Source organism: Neokomagataea anthophila, assembly GCF_018122595.1.
Taxonomy (GTDB): domain Bacteria; phylum Pseudomonadota; class Alphaproteobacteria; order Acetobacterales; family Acetobacteraceae; genus Gluconobacter; species Gluconobacter anthophilus.
Genome location: NZ_JAGRQH010000007.1, coordinates 1 through 17433 on the forward strand (window position 1 = coordinate 1; position 17433 = coordinate 17433).

The 17433-nt window shown below is 53.2% G+C and carries 15 protein-coding genes and 3 tRNA genes; 3 read left to right on the top strand and 15 right to left on the bottom strand.

The features are described 5' to 3' along the window. Positions 1-79: 79 nt before the first annotated feature. From atpC to KB213_RS09425, 6 genes are all read right to left on the bottom strand, one after another. A complete protein-coding gene (gene atpC, locus KB213_RS09400) occupies positions 80-481 on the bottom strand; it encodes an ATP synthase F1 subunit epsilon (protein ID WP_211682500.1) in 402 nt (133 codons plus the stop codon). A 5-nt stretch (positions 482-486) separates the two neighbouring features. Next, a complete protein-coding gene (gene atpD, locus KB213_RS09405; RefSeq protein WP_211682502.1) occupies positions 487-1950 on the bottom strand; it encodes a F0F1 ATP synthase subunit beta in 1464 nt (487 codons plus the stop codon). A 22-nt stretch (positions 1951-1972) separates the two neighbouring features. Then, positions 1973-2863 (bottom strand): F0F1 ATP synthase subunit gamma, encoded by an 891-nt coding sequence (locus tag KB213_RS09410; protein ID WP_211682503.1) that lies wholly within the window; start codon positions 2861-2863, stop codon positions 1973-1975. A 9-nt stretch (positions 2864-2872) separates the two neighbouring features. Beyond that, positions 2873-4408: a F0F1 ATP synthase subunit alpha gene (atpA, locus tag KB213_RS09415; RefSeq protein WP_211682505.1), complete on the bottom strand. Its 1536-nt coding sequence runs from the start codon at positions 4406-4408 to the stop codon at positions 2873-2875. Further along, positions 4408-4956: an ATP synthase F1 subunit delta gene (gene atpH / locus KB213_RS09420; RefSeq protein ID WP_211682658.1), complete on the bottom strand. Its 549-nt coding sequence runs from the start codon at positions 4954-4956 to the stop codon at positions 4408-4410. The genes atpA and atpH overlap by 1 nt, the downstream gene beginning before the upstream one ends. Positions 4957-5292: 336 nt before the next feature. Further along, positions 5293-5366: transfer RNA gene (locus tag KB213_RS09425), tRNA-Gly, on the bottom strand. A gap of 155 nt (positions 5367-5521) precedes the next feature. On the opposite strand from KB213_RS09425, the gene KB213_RS09430 reads away from it, so the two are divergent. The 3 genes from KB213_RS09430 (at position 5522) to nusG (ending at position 6472) form a co-directional block, all read left to right on the top strand. After that, positions 5522-5598: transfer RNA gene (locus tag KB213_RS09430), tRNA-Trp, on the top strand. Positions 5599-5679: 81 nt separating this feature from the next. Further along, on the top strand, positions 5680-5931 hold the full coding sequence (gene secE, locus KB213_RS09435) for a preprotein translocase subunit SecE (RefSeq protein ID WP_084367295.1): 252 nt from the start codon (positions 5680-5682) through the stop codon (positions 5929-5931). A 10-nt stretch (positions 5932-5941) separates the two neighbouring features. Continuing rightward, entirely contained in the window at positions 5942-6472 is a 531-nt protein-coding gene (gene nusG, locus KB213_RS09440; RefSeq protein WP_211682507.1) for a transcription termination/antitermination protein NusG, read from the top strand. A gap of 74 nt (positions 6473-6546) precedes the next feature. On the opposite strand, the gene KB213_RS09445 is transcribed toward nusG, so the two are convergent. The 9 genes from KB213_RS09445 to KB213_RS09485 form a co-directional block, all read right to left on the bottom strand. Beyond that, positions 6547-7143 (bottom strand): PqiC family protein, encoded by a 597-nt coding sequence (locus KB213_RS09445; protein ID WP_211682510.1) that lies wholly within the window; start codon positions 7141-7143, stop codon positions 6547-6549. Between the two features lie 4 nt (positions 7144-7147). Continuing rightward, on the bottom strand, positions 7148-8764 hold the full coding sequence (locus KB213_RS09450) for a PqiB family protein (RefSeq protein ID WP_211682660.1): 1617 nt from the start codon (positions 8762-8764) through the stop codon (positions 7148-7150). A gap of 53 nt (positions 8765-8817) precedes the next feature. Then, positions 8818-10323, bottom strand: a complete 1506-nt coding sequence (locus tag KB213_RS09455) for a paraquat-inducible protein A (RefSeq protein WP_211682512.1) — start codon at positions 10321-10323, stop codon at positions 8818-8820. Positions 10324-10475: 152 nt separating this feature from the next. Beyond that, a tRNA-Thr gene (locus KB213_RS09460) sits at positions 10476-10551 on the bottom strand. Positions 10552-10625: 74 nt separating this feature from the next. Continuing rightward, positions 10626-12488 (bottom strand): DNA mismatch repair endonuclease MutL, encoded by a 1863-nt coding sequence (gene mutL / locus KB213_RS09465; protein ID WP_211682514.1) that lies wholly within the window; start codon positions 12486-12488, stop codon positions 10626-10628. A gap of 24 nt (positions 12489-12512) precedes the next feature. After that, positions 12513-13088, bottom strand: coding sequence for a DUF3035 domain-containing protein (locus tag KB213_RS09470; RefSeq protein WP_346266698.1), 576 nt, complete (start codon positions 13086-13088; stop codon positions 12513-12515). Positions 13089-13164: 76 nt separating this feature from the next. Beyond that, positions 13165-13656, bottom strand: a complete 492-nt coding sequence (lspA, locus tag KB213_RS09475) for a signal peptidase II (RefSeq protein WP_211682674.1) — start codon at positions 13654-13656, stop codon at positions 13165-13167. 167 nt (positions 13657-13823) lie between these two features. Continuing rightward, a complete protein-coding gene (ileS, locus tag KB213_RS09480; protein WP_211682516.1) occupies positions 13824-16658 on the bottom strand; it encodes an isoleucine--tRNA ligase in 2835 nt (944 codons plus the stop codon). 130 nt (positions 16659-16788) lie between these two features. Further along, on the bottom strand, positions 16789-17385 hold the full coding sequence (locus tag KB213_RS09485) for a tetratricopeptide repeat protein (protein ID WP_249110455.1): 597 nt from the start codon (positions 17383-17385) through the stop codon (positions 16789-16791). Positions 17386-17433 lie beyond the last annotated feature (48 nt).

Sequence of the window (17433 nt, forward strand, 5' to 3'; positions counted from 1 at the left end):
AATACATTCGCAAAACGAAACAAAAATAACCAAAAAAAATACAAAAAAACCGGGCATCGCCCGGTTCCTTTGTGAAAAATCAGCTACCCGCTTCAATCTCAGCGCGTACAGCTTGAAGCTCCAACTCCAAACGCTCCGATGCACTAGGTTCAGAAGGCGTGATTTGCGCCCACTGATGCTCCAGCGTCCCTAAACGTTCACGAGCAGCTTCCGCATCCAGTTCATCAATATGACGTACCGTGTCCGCTAACACCGTGCAGCGATCAGCCCCGATATCCGCAAATCCGCCGGATACAAAGAACTCATCAACAACACGATCCGCCTCATACAGCGATACGACACCGCCTGAGAGCTGAAGCATGACAGGCGCATGACCCGGCATCGCCGCAATCTGCCCCTCTCGGCCCGGAAGCACCACCATATCGATCTGACGATCGACATGATGCTTCTCCGGACTCACAATCTCAATGCGGATAGGCATATTAATCAGCCTTCCTGCTTCATCTTCTCGGCCTTAGCCACAGCCTCATCAATGCTACCTACCATGTAGAAAGCACCTTCTGGCAGGTGATCATATTCACCCGCGACGACTGCCTTAAAGGAACGAATCGTATCTTCAAGAGAGACCAACTTACCTGGTGCACCAGTGAAGACTTCAGCAACATGGAACGGCTGAGACAAGAAACGCTGGATGCGACGTGCGCGGCCAACAATCTTCTTATCTTCTTCCGACAACTCATCCATACCGAGGATCGCAATAATATCTTGCAAACCTTTATATGTCTGAAGAGTCTGCTGCACCTTACGTGCAACGTCATAATGCTCTTGACCAACAATTTTCGGGTCCAACGAACGTGACGTTGAATCCAACGGGTCAACCGCAGGATAAATGCCCATTTCAGCAATCGAACGGTTCAGAACCGTTGTTGCATCCAAATGCGCAAAGGTTGCTGCTGGCGCTGGATCAGTCAAATCGTCAGCAGGAACGTAAACGGCCTGCACCGACGTAATAGATCCCTTCTTCGTGGACGTAATACGTTCCTGAAGAGCACCCATTTCGGTTGCCAACGTCGGCTGATAACCCACAGCTGAAGGAATACGGCCCAAGAGAGCAGAAACTTCTGAACCAGCTTGCGTGAAACGGAAAATATTATCCACGAAGAACAGGACGTCCTGCCCTTCTTCGTCACGGAAGTACTCAGCCAAAGAAAGACCCGTCAACGCAACGCGTGAACGTGCACCCGGCGGCTCGTTCATCTGACCGTAGACCAGCGCAACCTTAGAACCTTCGGTTGAACCATCTTCTGCGATCTTAATAACGCCAGCATCCTGCATTTCAAAATACAGGTCGTTACCTTCACGCGTACGCTCACCAACACCAGCAAAAACAGACACACCACCGTGTGCTTTTGCAATGTTATTGATCAGCTCTTGAATGATAACGGTTTTACCAACGCCAGCACCGCCGAACAGACCAATCTTACCGCCCTTCAAGTACGGGCAAAGCAAGTCAACGACCTTAATACCCGTAACAAGAATTTCAGAAGCGGCAGCCTGATCTTCGAAAGCAGGTGCTTTACGATGAATTGGCAAGTACTTGTCAGACGTGATCGGACCGCGCTCGTCGATCGCATCACCAACAACGTTCAGAATACGACCCAACGTTGATGGCCCAACAGGAACCATAATTTGGTTACCCGTGTCGCGTACTTCTGCACCACGAACCAAGCCGTCGGTTGCTTCCATAGCAATACAACGAACTTGGCGGTCACCAATTTCTTGGGCCACTTCTAGAACCAGTGTTTCATCACCGTTCTTGACATGCAGCGCATTTAAAATGTGAGGAAGTTCACCCTCAAACTGCACGTCGACAACCGGTCCGCGCACCTGCGTGACACGGCCCACCGCGTTGTTAGCAGCTTGGGCGGGAGAAGAAAGAGTCTCAGACATCGGTGTCGTCTCCTGCGTGATCTCAAACGGCGTCGGCGCCGGAGATGATCTCGATCAGTTCGTTAGTAATATTAGCCTGTCGAGTACGGTTGTACTTCTGAGACAAGCGATCAATAGCCTTGCTAGCATTCCGGCTCGCGTTATCCATAGCGGTCATACGCGCGCCCTGCTCACCAGCAGCACTCTCAAGAAGAGCCGAGAAAATCTGAACCTTCAGATTTCGCGGCAGCAATGCTTCAAGCAGCGCCGTTTCGTCAGGCTCAAACTCATACTGCACAGCATCCGCAACAGCTTCATTGTCATTTTGCGGCGCAGCAGCCAGCGGAACTAAAGCTGTACGCGTTGGCAACTGCGTCATCGCATTGACAAAGCGGTTGTAAACGAGCGTACAGCGATCAATTTCGCCTGCTTCCAGCAGAGAAACAATCTTAGCACCGACTTCTTCTGCCTTAGCGAAACCAATATCACGTCCAATGATACCCGTTTCATTTTCCAGCAAAAGACCCGGAAATTCACGCCCCAAAACGTCCGCACCCTTCCGGCCTACCGGAAGGATTCGTACCGTACGACCAGCAGCTTGCAGCTCCTTGATCAACAGACGCACGTTACGCACAACGTTTGCATTAAAGCCACCTGCAAGGCCGCGGTCAGACGTCATGGCAACAACCAAATGCGTCTGATCACGTCCCGTACCCGCCAGCAAAGCTGGCAGGCTAGAGGCATCCTGATGACGTACTGCAGCAGCCAACTCAGACATCATACGACCCATAGCAACCGCGTAGGGACGTGATGCCTCAGCATGAGACTGAGCGCGGCGCAGCTTAGAAGCTGCAACCATTTTCATCGCGTTCGTAATCTTCCGCGTCGATTTGACGCCTGCGATCCGACCGCGCAATTCCTTCAGCGAGGGCATGATCGATCCTTACGCGGAGAAACGCTGGCCGAATGCTGCTAGCAGCTCTTTAAGCTTGCTCTCGGTTTCCGGCTTAATCTGACGGTCCGAACGAATAGCCGCAAGGATATCCGCACTCGGGCCACGCACTTCACTCAGCAAAGCTGCTTCATACGCAACCACTTGATCCACTGGAACCGTATCCAGATAACCACGTGTACCTGCGTACAGAACAACAACTTGCTCTTCCACTTGAAGCGGTGACGTTTCTGGTTGCTTCAACAGTTCCACCAAACGCGCACCACGGTCCAGTTGACGGCGTGTCGCAGGGTCCAGATCAGAAGCAAACTGCGAGAACGCAGCCATTTCACGATACTGAGCCAGTTCCAACTTCACCTTACCAGCAACTTGCTTCATCGCTTTGATCTGCGCAGCAGAACCAACACGAGACACAGAGCCACCAACGTTCACAGCAGGGCGAATACCCTTATAGAACAGATCCGTTTCAAGGAAGATCTGACCATCTGTGATCGAAATAACGTTTGTTGGGATGTATGCAGCCGTATCACCAGCCTGGGTTTCAATAACCGGCAGAGCCGTCAATGAACCACCGCCATTGGCATCAGACATCTTAGCCGCACGTTCCAGCAAGCGTGAGTGCAGATAGAACACGTCACCTGGAAATGCTTCACGCGCAGGCGGACGGCGCAACAGCAAAGACATCTGACGGTAAGCAACAGCTTGCTTCGACAGATCATCATAACAAACAAGAGCGTGCATACCGTTATCACGGAAGTACTCACCCATTGCACATGCTGCATATGGCGCAAGATACTGCATCGGTGCCGCATCAGAAGCCGTAGCGGCCACAACGATGGAGTACTCCATCGCGCCTTGTTCCGTCAGCGTACGAACAAGGTTAGCAACCGTTGAACGCTTCTGACCAACAGCAACATAAATGCAGTACAGAGACTTCTTCGGGTCGCCTTCAGCATTCACCGTCTTCTGAGCGACAATCGTGTCCACCAGAATAGCGGTCTTACCCGTCTGACGGTCACCGATAATCAGCTCACGCTGGCCACGACCAACAGGAACAAGTGCGTCAATCGCCTTGATACCCGTTTGCATCGGCTCACCGACGGACTGACGCGGCATAATGCCAGGCGCCTTAACTTCAGCGCGACGGTATTCAACATCCGTCAGCGGGCCGCGACCATCGATCGGGTTACCGATACCGTCAACAACACGCCCCAGAAGACCCTTGCCTACTGGAACCTGAACAACTTCCTTCGTACGAAGAACTGTGTCGCCTTCACGCACTTCATCGCCGTCACCAAAAAGCACAACACCAACGTTGTCTGCTTCAAGGTTCAGCGCCATGCCCTTCAGGCCACTACCCTCGAACTCAACCATTTCGCCAGCCATGACGTTGGTGAGCCCGTAAACGCGCGCAATACCGTCACCAATTGACAGTACCGTTCCTGTTTCCGAAACGGTTTCAGCACTGTCAAAAGACGCGATTTGCTGCTTGAGGATGTCCGAAATCTCGGCGGGACGGATATCCATCACGCGGCTCCCTTCATAGCGTTCTGCAGGCGAGTGAGACGCCCAGCGATCGAGGTATCAAACAAAGTAGATCCAACACGCACCGTCATACCACCGATTAAAGCAGGATCCACCTGCTCCACCAGTGCAACACGGCTATATCCAGCTTCAGCAAGACGCACTTGAAGCTGAACACGTTGCGCATCAGAAAGAGGTTGTGCGGAACGGATTTCTGCAACGCTCTCACCACGAAGAGCGGCATCATACGCGAGAACACCGTCAAGAACATCACCAAGAAGCGCTAAACGGCCATTCTGTGATACCACTCCGACCAAACGCCGAATTGCATCACTCAAGCCAAAGCGCTCCACTAGCGCGCCCACAACGCGATCAGCGCCTTTTTGATCAATCCGCGCATCATTCAAAAATGCTTGGAGATCATTACTTGCGCCCAAGGCGTCGCGCAACGCACGCACCTGAGGGACAACTTCAGCCAATCCGCCTTGTTCGGAGACGTAATCGTAAAAAGCCCGGGCATAACGCCCTGCTGCACCGTTTACGGCCCCCATTTGCGGCACCTGTGTTACCGTCGTCACACGCGTGTTCCGTCTCTGTTATCTCTACCGCAAATGCGGCCGGACGCTGAGGAATCAGCCCCCGTGCTTCTGATTAATCCGACCATACTCGGTCACGCCCTTGTTGATAATTAAGCATGACTCACGACAGTATGATCATCCACACTGGGCAGCGTCTAGCACGGCTCACCAATCTGGCGCAACCAATGCTCATGCAAATCCTGCACCACGAAACATAGATTTCTCACGATAGCGACCAACACGAAGAGCATCCGATCGAATACCCCAACATTCTATCGGAGTACGTGCATTTTATTTTGGGGATTTTTCTGGAGCGGGCGAAGGGAATCGAACCCTCCTCAGAAGCTTGGAAGGCTACTGCATTACCACTATGCTACGCCCGCTCAGATGAGGGGTCATTTAACGCATATACCTTATTCGCACAAGTTTCTTTTTCAGATAAAATTATATAGCAATATCGCTTGACTTTCTCCTCAGAATATTCTTTTTTCCCTCCATCGTCACAACGTTACTTCGCCTAGAACAACGTTTTGACAAAAGGGGTGTAGCTCAATTGGCTAGAGCGCCGGTCTCCAAAACCGGAGGTTGCGGGTTCGAGACCCTCCACCCCTGCCACTCCGCCTTCTGCGGCAGTTCAGCGATCTTTAGGTTCGTGAGCCGCGGAATGCGGTATCTCACTTGAATTCGAGGATCACGGTGTCGGTCAGTACCCCGCAAGGCGAGTCGCGTAAGACGACGCCACAGAACAACGGTTCAGGCTTCAATCCGCGCTCTTACCTCAAAGAGGTCCGTGCAGAAGCGCTCCGCGTAACGTGGCCTACACGGCGCAACACCATGATCACAACAGGTGCGGTGCTCCTCATGGCAACCATCACCTGCATTTTCTTTTTTATCGTGGACCAAGCCATTGGCCTTGGCGTTCGCGAACTTTTTGGCGTCGGAGGCTAAGACAAGCAACATGGCAAAACGTTGGTATGTAGTTCACGTCTATTCCGGCTTTGAGAAAAAGATCGCCAGCCATATCCAAGAGCAAGCTGGTCAAAAAGGTCTCTCAGACCATTTCGAACAGATTTTAGTTCCTTCCGAAGATGTAACTGAGGTGCGCCGCGGCCGCAAAGTCAACGCGGAACGCAAGTTCTTCCCTGGTTACGTCCTCGTCAAAATGGAACTGACAGACGAAGCATGGCACTTGGTGAAAGATACCCCAAAAGTCACAGGATTCTTGGGTTCACGTAATAAACCAAGCCCCATCACCGCTGCTGAAGCTGATCGCATCATGAAGCAGGCTCAGGAAGGTGTGGAACGTCCACGCTCTACACTGACCTTCGAAATTGGCGAGCAGATTCGCGTAGCGGATGGCCCGTTCACCTCCTTCAATGGTATGATTGAAGATGTTGATGATGAGCGTCAGCGTTTGAAAGTCAGCGTTTCCATCTTCGGCCGCTCAACACCTGTGGATCTAGAGTTCACTCAGGTGGAAAAGCTCTGAGAGCCGTAGAGTACAATTCATAAAAAAAGGGCCTCACTTTGAGGCCCTTTTTTATTACCCTACACACTCATATTTTATGGCGTATTGTGCAGTTGTACCGCCAAAATATCAGCCATAGCAGAAACACCATGGCTCAATTCAGCGACTAAACGTGCCGTATTATGGTCAACGTTATCCGAACTACGCCACTCAAAAGGCTGTAACAAAACTCCACCAGTACCATCACGTCGGTGCACAGTAAGGGCGCCAGAAATATAGGCATGCCCCTGCTCATCCGCTTCGAAATTCCGTAACGTCACCTCTACGACAACCGTCGGCGATGCCGTTACCGCATCATTTTGTGCGTAAACACGACTCTGCGGCAAACGTGTAACCAAATCTGTCGTTAGCGTATGCGCCAACATTTCAGCCAGAGGCTCACTCCAACTCGCACCCGTTGCTATATTCGTCTGATACCCGCGGTCACCCAAGACAATAGTATCACGGTCTAAACGAGACGAAATGACAGGGGTTACAACCTCAACCAAGGTTGGTCCACCCTGCACGGTATCGCCACCTTGCGCAGCGAGCGTATAGAGCTGTGGTGAAGGGCTGCTACACGCTGTAGCCCCCAACACCACCACAGATAGCGCCCCTACGCGCCCTAAAACCTTCCTCATATGATGGCGCATCGCTTTAATTCCTACGTCCCGTCACAAGTGATGAAGGGTGATGATCAAGATAGTCAGTTAACAACCGCAAAGAGCGTGATGTCTGGGTCAACTGCAAAATCATTGTCTGCAAATTACGATGGAAATCTGTATCCCCACCATAGGCTCCCAAAACGGATTGAGCATTCGTAAGCGTCCCCTGAAGCGCAGCCATCATCGCGGGCAGATGCTCATTGGCCGTTTTTGTCACGTCATCCAAGTGACGCAGCGAATCACGCAACGCCACCAGCGAATCCGTGACTTCACGACTTTTTAAACGACCATCCGCATGTGCCAGCAATTCGTTAACATGCTCACCAATCTGCGTAAGCGGCATCGCCGCCACCTTATCCGTAATGGTCGAAACAGACGCCATGATGCCGTCCACCCCACCAGGCTGGCTGGGCAAGACAGCAGCATCACCTTCATAGGTTAACGTCACAGGCTTGGCATGCTTAATAAATTGTAGCGCTATCAACGATTCGCCAGTCAAGAAGCTGGCACTCTCAACCGATGCCCGCATGCCGCTTGCAACAAAATCCTCTATATATTGCGCGCCTTCTCCGGTCCGTGCCGCCACATCATCATCAGACATGACACGTTCCGGCTCCAACTCCATCGCCACACGGATTCGCGGCGGCTGACCTGCCGCACGCATCTGCAGCCGTACCTCGGTCACCGTACCGACCTGCAAACCAAACATGCTGACCTGACTACCCGCCGTCAAACCCTTCACCGACGTATCCACATACGTCACCGCTAAGAGGCGATGATGATAACGCGCCGTATCAGCTTCAGCTTGGCTACCATAAAGCTTGAAAACAGAATTGGCCGGCGCCACTGGACCACTCGCACTTTGCGCGGTTCCCGGAGGGCCAAATGCTACACCACCAGAAAACAATGCCTGGATCGACTGCATTTGCACCTTCAGACCACCCGCCCCAAGGCCAACCTGCAAGCCAGACACGTTCCAGAAACGACTATCCGTCCGCAAATAATGATCATAAGGCGCTTTGACGAACACCTGCAGCACAATCGGCCCCTCGCCACCCGGCGGCATCGTATAGCCGAGCACCTCTCCAACGGTCACATCACGGAAGAATACCGGCGCCCCCTGCCCCAGAGACCCCAAGTTCGGTGAAATCAGCCAAAATGTACTACCCGGCTGATCCGAGCGCACACCGGGAACAGATTCCAGCCCCCGAAATTCTGTCTGATAATGTCCACCTGCTCCCCCCGGATCAATCGCAATATAAGCCCCAGATAACAGCGTATCGAGGCCCGTAATACTCGTTCCGTTAATACGGGGCTTCACCACCCAAAAACGCGTCTTATCCGTCAAAACCCGCGCACTATCCGCATTCATTTGAACACGTGCCGTGACATGCCGCATGTCATCACTCAATGTGACATCCTGCACTGTACCCAATGTTACAGCTTTATTTTTAACCTGCGTTTGCCCAGGCGTAAGACCATCCGCCGTATCAAACGTAATCGTAATCTCCGGACCACGCGTGGCAAAATGCTCCCAAGCTAACCAACCCGTAATGGCAATGGCTAAAATAGGAATCAGCAATATCAACGAAAAGCGCGTACGACGCATCGGCGCTTCAGGCATAGAAAGAGGCGCATTATCGCGCTCAGATGGACGTTCAGTCACGCGTGTTCGGGCTCCATATCATCATGACCAGGCGGTTGGCCCTTTGAAATCGGCGCAGCATTTTGCGCCTTTCCCACTGCAACATCCTCACGAACACGCCACTCATGCTCATGAACATTCGGCGCAGCATCGTTTAAACCAGCAGCATCCCACATACCGCGCGGATCAAACCGCTCTGCTGCAAAAATTGTAAGCACCACAACAAGCGCGAAACACACCATACCGAGTTCTGCATGAACATTCGCCATGAAGCCAAAACGCACAACGGCACACAAAATCGAAATCATAAAGACGTCAATCATAGACCAACGCCCTATAATCTCCACCGCACGATATAATTTCCCTAACCAAACCAGAGGCTTCCGCACCTTCAGGCGCGTCGCCACCAGCATACTGGCCAAGGCCAAAATTTTCAAAACAGGCACTGTAATACTGGCAAACAATACAAGCAGCGCCAACGGAATCATATCCGCCTGCCACAACTCAATCACGCCACTCATAATAGTACTCGGGTTACCAGACCCAACCTTACTATACGTCATCACAGGCAGAAGGTTCGCAGGGATATAAAGCGTAATGCCTGCAAGCAAAAAGGACATAGCCGCCACAAAGCCGTTTTTCTTACGCCTCCGCAGAATCTGACCGCAACGAGGACAATCCCCCAAATCAGCCTGTGGATCTACGGGATGGTCAAAGGCCATAACCAAAGAACAGCACGTACAAGACACAATATGACTAGAGGGCGGCAATACATCACAACGCCGGTCGGCATGCGCCACGTCAAACAGACGCCCACACCGCCCGTCAACCGTCTCACGCAATGTACGATTGTTCCAAATCAGCTCATCGTCAAATGTGGAGTCCAATGTGGCCATCGTCAACATCAGAGCGCCAAGCACATAAACGCCCGGCTGCAACGTCACCACCGCTAGGTCGACCAGCTTTGTGTAGGCAACCAAAACGCCCAGAACGTAGACTTCCACCATAGACCACGCCCGGAGCCGCTCATACCAAGCCAGCAAACAAGGGGCCCAATCTGGCATACGCTTGCGCGACGCGCCGTATAAAATAGCCCCCATCAAAGCAATAGCAACACCCGGCATAAGGATGGTCACAAACGCAACCAGCAGGGCAATGCCTCCATAACCCTGATGGGCCAGTTCCTGAGGTCCAGCCCACAAAGAAACGGTATTTTCACGCCCATACACATTCAATGTCATGAGCGGATCCAGCAACAGCACCACATACAATGCCGCAGCAGTCATACAAAAAGCCGCTGGCGTCCCAATAACCGAGGTCCGACGGCGACGCGCTAAATGCGTTCCACAACGCACACAATTGACTGAGTAACCCGGCTTCACAGCAGGCAACATTTGCACCTGCCCACAAACAGAGCATTCCCGCGCATCTTCCAGCACCAGCAACGAATCATGCGGCGCCTGACTCTGCGGTGACAAACGAACGGCTCTTCGCCACAATTGTTTGTGGAACTGCTTGCTCATGCTTCTCCTCAGCGGATCTATCGCAGACCCAAGCTACGTCAAACCGCACACAGCTCAAACTTATATTGAGCAAAACACAGCCAAAACTCACAAAAGCATCCAGATTATAAATGCTTTGTATAGGCTATTTATTTTTGAGGAAATCACCTCAATGGTGCCGGAGAAGAGATTCGAACTCCCGACCCCATCATTACGAATGACGTGCTCTACCAGCTGAGCTACACCGGCCGTCCATTGAGGTGAGGGCGTTTTAGCGGCCTCCCCCTCCCCTGACAAGCCCTTTTTTTGAAAAAATGACGCTTTTAAGTAATTCGCCCAAAAAGACGCTCTATTTCTGTGCGCGTCAGTTTCAACCACGTTGGCCGACCATGCGAACATGTGTTTGCACGTGGGGTTCGCTCCATCTCCCTCAATAAAGCATTCATTTCTTCTGGCTTCAAACGCCGCCCCGCACGAATACTGCCATGACACGCCATCCGCGCTAGAACTGCATCCAACTTCCGAGCAAAGGTCTCCGTCGTGGCCGCATCAAGATCGGGGTCCTGCGCCAATTCATCCGCGACATCTCTTAGCAATGCCACCATATCTGCCTTGCCCAAAAGAGCCGGTACTGCCCGTAACAACACACTCCCTGGCCCAAAGGCTTCCACCACCAAACCCAGTGCTTCCAAATCATCCACACGTGCCAACAAAGCATCTGCGTCACGCTGTGGCAAATCCACAACTTCGGGCAAAAGCAACGCCTGAGCCTTCAACGTTCCTTGCGCCTGCTGCTCCCGCAAACGCTCATGTGTCAAACGCTCATGCGCCGCATGCTGATCCACCAAAACCAAATCACCATCAGGCGCTACCGATAGAAGATACGTATCAAACACCTGAGCAACAGCAGCACCCAACGGAAAAGCAGCACCCTGCGCTGGCCCCTGCTCTCCCGCCAAAGGAACACGCGCAGCAGGCTCAAAATGGCGTTCCAACTCTGCAAACCCTGCTACAGGCTTCTCAGCAGAAGAGGGTCGCATACCCACCGGCATTTCTGCCTGTGCATCAGAACGCTCCGGCGTCTTCCAAGACGGCGCCACATAAGACGCAGCCTCTGAAGTACGGGACGGATACACAATCGAAGAACGCCCTCCCAAACGCGCCTGTACACCACCCCCGCCAGAGCCATGCCCCAAGGCACGCCCTAAGCCCCCGATGATCAATGCTTTCACATCCGCTTCATCCGCGAACCGTAATTCGGTCTTTGCAGGGTGCACGTTGACGTCCAGTCGTTCCAACGGCACCGTAATATTCAGCGCATGAACCGGAAAACGCCCCTGTGTAATCACTGGTCGATACGCCACACGGATGGCCGTACGCAGCATGGGGTCCGTTACCGGGCGACCGTTAACCTGAACAAACTGTCCTGCACCCGTCGCCCGTGTCCGCCCCGGCCCACACGCATAGCCCGATAAACGCAATACGCCGCGCTGCTCATCCAACGGCAACAATAAATCCGATGGCGTATCCAAAACAGAGGCTGCACGCGCAAGAGGACTCTGCTCAGGCAGATCAAATAAAACACGGTCATCCAGCAATACCCGCATGGCGCATTGTGGTGCACTTAATGCCAAACGTCGCATCACAGCTTCCGCATGGCCCGTCTCAACACGTGGGGATTTCAAAAACTTCCTACGGGCTGGCGTTGCAAAGAACAAATCCGTGACAACAATACGTGTACCCACGGGCCCCGATGCGGGCTCAGGCGGTGTAATAATGCCCCCCTCAACCCGCAAACACCACGCTGTCTCATCCCCAGCAACACGCGATGTCATCGCCAAACGCGCACTCGCACCGATAGACGGCAAGGCCTCCCCACGAAAACCCAGCGTCCGAATTTGAACCAGCCGCTCATCCTGTAATTTGGACGTACAGTGCCGTTGAACCGCCAACTCCAAATCCTGCGGCGTCATACCGCAACCATCATCCGTGACATCAATGCGGTCAACGCCGCCCCCGCGCAGAGCCACAACAATACGTCGTGCGCCTGCATCTAGAGCATTTTCAACAAGTTCTTTGAGAGCTGCGGCTGGGCGTTCAATCACCTCACCCGCAGCAATCAGATCAATGACATGACCTGATAAAGGCCGAATAATCGGCCGTTCACGCGCAGTAAAATCACTCATACAAAAATGCGCGCGCCTTCAACGTTAGAAAACGCCGAGAAAATGACCCGTTTTTTTCGTAACTGTTGGCGTCGCACCCGTCGTCGGCTTACGACCCAGCGCTGTGTTCTCACGAATACGACGGTTCTCACCATCACCATCCACAACGCCACCAGCCTTACCGCCGGACCAGAACATCAGATTATCGACAAAACCTGCATCCGCATTGCCCAACTCAGCATTATCAGCCGAATGAGATGCTTGCGTGGCTTGGTCCACCAATGCGGTCTGCCCAGCACTGTTTCCACCTGCAACTGGATGCAGCGCCGTATCCGGAGACAACGTCTCCAGCGCTTGCATACGCGGGCTTTCATCGGGACGATGGGCATCCGCTGCACCGGGAAGCTGCATCTTCTCTGATGGCGGCATGGAAAGCGGCGCACGCGTGGTCACGGTATACTCATCAGGCATAATGCGTTCCATGCCAAAAGCACGCGTCACATCATCCCCTGAACAACCGGAGAGCATCACCCCAAAAGAAGCAACGGCACCAATCTGGGCACATAAACGAACAGCGGGAATACGAAAAAAGCGCATGGTCAGACCCTGAAAGGCGATCACAATTCAGATACTCCTACCGTCCCAAGCCTTGAGGGGCAAGCTATGAGACACATTTGCATAAATGTTCTACTCCGCTTTACGGCGCAGAACGCTGCCTCTCGGACAAAAAACTATCCAACATCCACACAGCCACACCGCAAACAATGGCCGAATCCGCAATGTTAAACACATACCATGACCAGCCAAAAGCATGGGCATGCAAGAAATCAACCACCGCACCGAAACGGACCCGGTCAATCACATTGCCCAATGCACCACCAGCAATCGCCCCTGCCGCGGCGGCCACAAGCGGGCGCGATGTCCGCGCCATACACACTAGAAGCAAAACAACAGCCGCCAGAGAAACAGCCTCAAAAATCAACGGCCCTTTACTGCCCAACCCACCAAACATGCCAAACGTCACAGCATGATTCCACACCATGGTGAAATTCAAGAAGGGCAACACTTCGACTGAACCACGCGCCGGCAGATCATAGCCATAGAGAATCCAATTCTTGCTCAGTTGATCTGCAACCAGGACAAAAACCAGAAGCAACACACCCAAAACTATCCGACCTGACCGACCCATGCTCAACAAACGCTTAAACCCTCGAACTAAAAAGATACTCAAGACACCCAGTACAATCGCGCCCGCAACATAATTTCCCACTTCCGTCATCAGAAGGAGGCGCAATAATGCAAGCACAAACCCGCCAATAAAATTGGCAAGATCCTCTACTGCGTGTCCCACACCCCTTAAGCCACAACACTCACACAACGACGGCAAAGCGCTGAATGCTCTTCGTGTTCACCCACTTCTGGCAAAACCTTCCAGCAACGGGCACATTTTTCACCAGCAGCACGCTCCACCTTTGGTGCAGCATGCTCTGCTTCTGCGTCTGTCAGTGTAACCTGAGACGCAATCAGCAACTCCGCCCAATCCAGTGACGTATCACCAAACCGCGCACGCTCTTCTGCTGTTAATGGCAGTGTCACTTGCGCTTCCAAAGAAGACCCAATCACACCATCACGACGCGCCGTCTCCAACTCTGTCGTCACAACGCGGCGATACGCACGGATATGATCCCATGCTTCCCCAAGCGCTGCATCATGCCATTCTGCTTTTGGCTCAAAGAAGCCTTCTAAATGGATGCTGCTTTCTTCACCAAACCGTGCCTGCCACGCTTCTTCCGCCGTAAAGACAAGCACAGGCGCTAACCATGTGCAGAGCGAACGATGCAGCACATCCAACACCGTACGCACAGCACGGCGCGTCGGGTCGGACGGCGCATCACAATACAGCGCATCCTTACGAATATCGAAGTAGAACGCGGACAAATCAGTGGTGCAGAAACCATGCAGCGCCGGATACACACCAACCCATTGATGCGTCTCCACCGCACGCGCAATCAACCCATGCAGTTCAGACAAACGATGCAGGATATAACGCTCCAAAGGCGGCAATTCAGCATAAGGAACGACTTCTTCCTCAACGAAACCTTCCAGTGCACCCAGTAACCAACGCAACGTATTACGCAGGCGGCGATACAACTCGCCCTGCTGCTTCAGAATGTCATTACCGATACGCAGATCTTCGTTCGTGTCTGAGTTCAAAATCCACAGACGCAGAATATCTGCCCCCAATGAACCCCAAACATCAGCAGGCGCCACGACATTGCCCAAAGACTTGGACATTTTGCGCCCCTGCTCATCCAGCACGAAGCCATTGGTCACAACAGCTTTGTACGGAGAAACACCACGCGTCCCAACACCTTCCAGCAAGGAAGACTGGAACCAACCACGATGCTGATCAGACCCTTCAAGATACAAATCAGCCGGAACATTCATGTTCTCTTGGCCTTCGATGAAGGTATGACTTGAGCCAGACTCAAACCACACATCCACAATATCAAAGACCTGCTCGTAATCCGCCGGATCACGCCCTTCCCCAAGGAACTGGGCCGGATCAGCTTCATACCAAACATCTGCCCCCTTTTCCTTGAAGGCTTCGACGATACGCGCCATCACAGCCGGGTCCCGCAGCACTTCACCCGTCCGCTTTTCGACGAATACGGCAATCGGCACGCCCCAAGCACGTTGACGAGAAATACACCAGTCCGGACGCTGCTCCACCATAGACGTCAAACGACGGCGTGCGGATTCCGGCACAAAAGTCACATCATCCAGCGCTTTAAGCGCCTTATCCCGCAGCTTCTGCTCACCATCCATGGCAATAAACCATTGTGGCGTCGCACGGTAAATAACCGGCGCTTTTGAACGCCATGAATGCGGGTAAGAATGCAGCACCTTACTACGCGCCATCAGCCCCGTTGCGGCCCCGCCAGCACGCTCAGCCTCATCACGCACATCATCGAGCAAAGCACAGACCGGGTCAGACGCCTTAAACACATGCGTTCCCGCCAAATGCGGCACCCAAGCCGCATAACGACCATCATCCAGCACCAATTCCGGCACTTCAATCCCATGAGCACGGCTGACAATAAAGTCATCCACACCATGCGATGGCGCCGTATGCACCAGACCCGTACCGGCATCCGTCGTGACGAAATCTGCAGAGAGCAAAGGGACATCATGCTCATAACCACGGCCACGCCATGGATGAGCGCAGACCACACCGTCCAACGCACTGCCCGGCAGGGTGTACAGCACATGATGCGCTGCAATACCGACCTGCTGGCAGAACCCTTCCGCCAAATCTTCCGCGACGAGAAGCTTCGCACCTACTGGCACCTTGCTGCCTTCAGCCGTCTCATCAACCCGCACCACAACATAAGTGATTTCGGGGCCAAACGTAATGGCGCGGTTTGCCGGCATGGTCCAAGGCGTGGTCGTCCAGATCACGGCAGACACATCAGCCAGCGCCTTACCCGGCGTCGTATCTTTAACAACAGGGAACGCCACATGAATCGTGGTGGATTCAATATCGTGATATTCGATTTCTGCTTCTGCCAGAGCCGTTTTTTCAACCGGGCTCCACATCACAGGGCGCAGACCACGGTACAAACCGCCATTCAGCAGAAAACGGCCAATTTCCTGAACAATCTTCGCTTCTGACTCAAAATCCATCGTGACGTAACGATGAGCCCATTCCGCCTGAACACCAAGGCGCTTAAAGTCGTCTGCCTGCTTCGCCACCCATTGCGCCGCATACTCACGGCACTCTGCACGGAATTGCAAAAGCGGCACTTCGTCCTTGTTCTTACCTGCCTTTCGGTACTGTTCCTCAATCCGCCATTCAATCGGCAGACCATGACAGTCCCAACCCGGCTGATACCGCACAGCATAACCCGACATACGATGCGCACGGTTCACCACGTCTTTCATGACCTTATTCAGGGCATGACCGATATGAATGTGACCATTCGCATAGGGAGGGCCATCATGCAGCGTAAAAACCGGGCGCCCTGTCTCTGCCGCTCTAATCTGTCCGTCCAGATCTATCGCATCCCAGCGCTCCAATGTTGCTGGCTCGCGCTTCGGAAGGCCACCACGCATTGGGAAAGCGGTGCGTGGCAAAAACACAGTCTGGCGATAGCGTTCCTGTTGTTCTTTAAAACTGGCGTCGGACATGGAAAAAACGGCCTCGTTTGGTCAGGCATAAAAGCAAATGTGTTTCATATGGAGAGCGAGAGGCAATGTGGTCAAGTCCACTCTCCCCCCTCAGCGCCCTTATGCCTTACTAAATCACCGTTTTCTGAAGTTATTCCGCCAAGCGGCGAAGCAAATTCTGCGCCTCTTTATGCTGGCTTAATTGCTGAAGAATAGCGCGCATCGCTTCTCGAATATCAGGCGTGGCCTCAGATAATGCCCTCCCCCACCACTGAAAAGCATCATGAAAAGCACCACGCTCCGCCAAAAGCACCGCATAATTATGCTGCCCCCGGTAATCCCCCTGCTCGGCCGAGCGCAAATACCACGCTTCCGCGGCAGCACGATTAGGCGAACACCCCCACCCTTCTTCCAAACAACGCGCCACCAAATTCATAGACTTCGCATGTCCACGCCGCGCCGCTTGCTCAAATAAGATAAACGCCCGTGCACGATCTTGCGGTACACCGCGCCCACGCAGCACCATATTCGCCAGATTATACCGCGCCCAATCATCGCCCAGCATTACTGCCGCTTCATACGCCCGCGCCGCGGCCGGCCAGTCCACTTCGCCACCCCAGCCACGCTCTAGGCAACGCCCCAGCATATTCAACGCAGGTGGAAACTGCGCTTCAGCAGCAATGCGGAACCAGTCTCGTGCGCCAATTAAATCTGGCGCCTGCCCTGCCTCTGGATCACTATCCAGCAAGATCTGCCCCCATAACGTTTGAGCAGCGACATCGCCGCGCGCAGCATC

Coding starts and splice junctions, on each gene's coding strand:
- atpC (WP_211682500.1), bottom strand. CDS start 481: ATGCCTATCCGCATTGAGATTGTGAGTCCGGAGAAGCATCATGTCGAT.
- atpD (WP_211682502.1), bottom strand. CDS start 1,950: ATGTCTGAGACTCTTTCTTCTCCCGCCCAAGCTGCTAACAACGCGGTG.
- KB213_RS09410 (WP_211682503.1), bottom strand. CDS start 2,863: ATGCCCTCGCTGAAGGAATTGCGCGGTCGGATCGCAGGCGTCAAATCG.
- atpA (WP_211682505.1), bottom strand. CDS start 4,408: ATGGATATCCGTCCCGCCGAGATTTCGGACATCCTCAAGCAGCAAATC.
- atpH (WP_211682658.1), bottom strand. CDS start 4,956: ATGGGGGCCGTAAACGGTGCAGCAGGGCGTTATGCCCGGGCTTTTTAC.
- nusG (WP_211682507.1), top strand. CDS start 5,942: ATGGCAAAACGTTGGTATGTAGTTCACGTCTATTCCGGCTTTGAGAAA.
- KB213_RS09445 (WP_211682510.1), bottom strand. CDS start 7,143: ATGCGCCATCATATGAGGAAGGTTTTAGGGCGCGTAGGGGCGCTATCT.
- KB213_RS09450 (WP_211682660.1), bottom strand. CDS start 8,764: ATGCGTCGTACGCGCTTTTCGTTGATATTGCTGATTCCTATTTTAGCC.
- KB213_RS09455 (WP_211682512.1), bottom strand. CDS start 10,323: ATGAGCAAGCAGTTCCACAAACAATTGTGGCGAAGAGCCGTTCGTTTG.
- mutL (WP_211682514.1), bottom strand. CDS start 12,488: ATGAGTGATTTTACTGCGCGTGAACGGCCGATTATTCGGCCTTTATCA.
- lspA (WP_211682674.1), bottom strand. CDS start 13,656: ATGGGTCGGTCAGGTCGGATAGTTTTGGGTGTGTTGCTTCTGGTTTTT.
- ileS (WP_211682516.1), bottom strand. CDS start 16,658: ATGTCCGACGCCAGTTTTAAAGAACAACAGGAACGCTATCGCCAGACT.